We start from the raw sequence: 2,932 nt of genomic DNA, 5'->3' as shown, positions 1-2,932 counted from the left end.
GAAGCTGAGTGCGTTGACAAAACGTCAGCTTAACGTGGAAGTTGCTTTGGTTGATTTGTTTACTAATCCCAGCATTCGCCAATTTGCACGCTGGTTGCAAAAACGAAATGGTCCAGCCACAGAATTATACCCAGAAAAAATATTGCCGATAGGAAATCGCAGTCATGCACCATTAACGTTTGCTCAGCAACGATTATGGTTTATTGATACTATGCAAGGAGGATCTCACGCCTACAATATTTCACGGGCACTCGTACTGAAAGGGCTGGTAGATATTTCGGTATTACAGCGTGTTTTTACAACACTCATAACCCGGCATGCGATATTTAGAACGGTATATCAAACAGAAAATGAACAAGCCGTGCAAGTGATCCAAGATGTCCACGCGGTGGACTTTCATATTGAGCACGTTGACCTTACTCATTTAGCTGTAGCCCAGTGCAAGCGTGAAATAGCACAGCATATAGAGCAGCATCAGCAATATATTTTTGATCTTAAAACGGATGTTATGCTCAAAGTCAGTTTTCTAACTTGTTCGCCAGTTCAAGGGGTACTTTTAGTTAATATTCCGCATATCGCCACTGATGGCTGGTCAATGGATATATTGACTCATGAATGCTTTACGCTTTACGAAGCATACATTAAAAAGCAAGCTAATCCTTTACCAGTTTTAACGTTGCAATATGCCGATTATGCACAGTGGCAAAATAAATATCTAACAAGTAATGCATTAGATGCTCATTGGCAATATTGGCAACAACATTTGGCAGGGGCACCGAAAGTACATAGTCTACCGTTGGATTACAATCGCCCAACAGATAAAAATTACGTTGGTGCGAAGGTTTCTGAGCAACTAACAATGGATATAAGTCAATCACTATTGTTATTAGTACAACATTTTGAGCTGACGCCATTTATGTTATCTCATGCGTTATTGGCACTAGTACTATCTCGTCATAGTGGCAGTCATGATATTGTGTTAGGTATGCCGATAGCCAATCGCCAGCAAACTGAACTAGATGCGGTGGTCGGTTTATTTGTCAATACACTGGTATTGAGAATTGATACGGATCATGACGATTTAGCCAATTATTTAGCACATGTGAAGGCGGTACACCTTGAGGCGCAACAGCATCAAGATATGCCTTTTGAAAAACTGGTAGATAGGCTTGATGTAGAACGAACGGCTGCCCATACCCCATTATTCCAAATATTATTGGCAACACAAAATAATTTTTCAACGACTCCTATACCGCAAAGTAGTACTTTGGAAATTGAAAAGATCGCCAATGAAGCAATCACCGCTAAGTTTGACCTTGATGTTAATATTAGCATGCATCAGCAAGGGGTTGATATCGACTGGACATACGACACTGCAATATTTAATCGCGAGCGTATTGAGTATTTCAATCAGCATTTATGTCAATTATTGTACACACTAGCTAATTGTGCTGTTACACAGCCTATTTCGCTAAATGAATTGCAAATGTTAAATAGCCAAGAACGAGGAGCGCAATTAAGGTTTGCAACCGGTGATACAAAACAGTATCCACTTGAATGTGGTTTGCATACGTTATTTGAACAACGAGTAGATCAAGACCCAAATGCAGTGGCTATCCAAACGAGCGGTACGCAGCTAACGTATTTAGAATTGAATACCAGAGCCAACGCACTGGCTGCTTTCTTACAAGAGCAGCATCATATATCGACGGGACAAACAATTGCAGTGTGTTTAGAACGTTCAGAAACACTGCTTATTGCAGTGCTTGCGATTTTAAAAACAGGAGGGGCATATTTAACGATTGACCCAAGTTATCCAGACCCCAGAATTACCCATATTTTGACAGATTCAGGTACCGCACTATTATTGACTGAAAATCAGTACCAGAGTCGGTTATCTCATTTTGGTGGTACGCAGATATGTTTAGACTCAATGCAAAATTTGCATCACTACAGTGATGCAAATCTACCTAAGTCATCAAGCTTTACCACCAATTCTACGGCGTATGTAGTTTACACATCAGGCACGAGCGGTAAGCCAAAAGGCGTTCAAATTGCGCATACTGGAGCGGTCAACTTTGCTTGCTATCTTGGTCAAAAGTTTCAGATCAATCGTGATAGCAAAGTATTGCAATTGGCCTCTATCGGGTTTGATGCGTTTACGTTGGAATGGATGTGGGCGCTGATCAATGGTGGTGCATTGTGTATTAGTTCTGAGGACGATAAGTTTGATCCGATGAAAATGGCGAGCTATTTACAACATCAAGAGATCACACATGCTTTAATAACCCCTGCATACTTGCAACATCTACCTTTTCATCAAGATTATCATTTTCAGGCATTGATGGTGGGTGGTGAGGCTTGTGATGCTACGCTAGCAAATCAATGGGCGCAATGTTACCCCATGTATAATGCATACGGGCCATCGGAAGCATCGATTTGTTGCACAGTTTCTAAATTAAAGCCAGATACTGCTATTTCTATTGGTAAGCCAATTGACAATGTTCAAGTTTATGTACTTGATTGTGAAAAGCAATTACTCCCTACTGGCGCGATTGGTGAGCTTTATATTGCAGGTGTCGGTGTAGGTAAAGGGTACATCAACCAATCAAAACTAACAGCAAGTCGGTTTGTAATAAACCCATTTTCAGATAATGATGGCAATCTTTTATACCGCACGGGCGATCTGGCGCGTTATACCACAAATGGACAGCTTGAATACTTAGGCCGAATTGACGAGCAAGTAAAAATTCGAGGTTATCGCGTTGAGTTGGCGGAAATAGAGCAGCAATTGACGCAGAGTGCACTTATTAGGCAAGCTGCGGTCACCTGTTGTGGTGAAGGCAGTCACAAGTTTTTGGTGGCATACGTTAGTTTAGAATTATCAGAGATGTCAGCTGATGATATACCATCAACTTTAAGTGCTTTTTTA

The 2,932-nt window shown here is 41.0% G+C and carries 1 protein-coding gene; it reads left to right on the top strand.

The features are described 5' to 3' along the window. Positions 1-13: 13 nt before the first annotated feature. A partial coding sequence (locus tag J8L97_RS22590; RefSeq protein WP_211052965.1) for an amino acid adenylation domain-containing protein occupies positions 14-2,932 on the top strand: 2,919 nt, incomplete at its 3' end.

This window comes from Pseudoalteromonas sp. MMG012 (assembly GCF_018100875.1).
GTDB lineage: Bacteria > Pseudomonadota > Gammaproteobacteria > Enterobacterales > Alteromonadaceae > Pseudoalteromonas > Pseudoalteromonas aurantia.
Note: the sequence above shows the minus strand (reverse complement) of the source record. Positions and strands in the feature narration are given on the sequence as shown.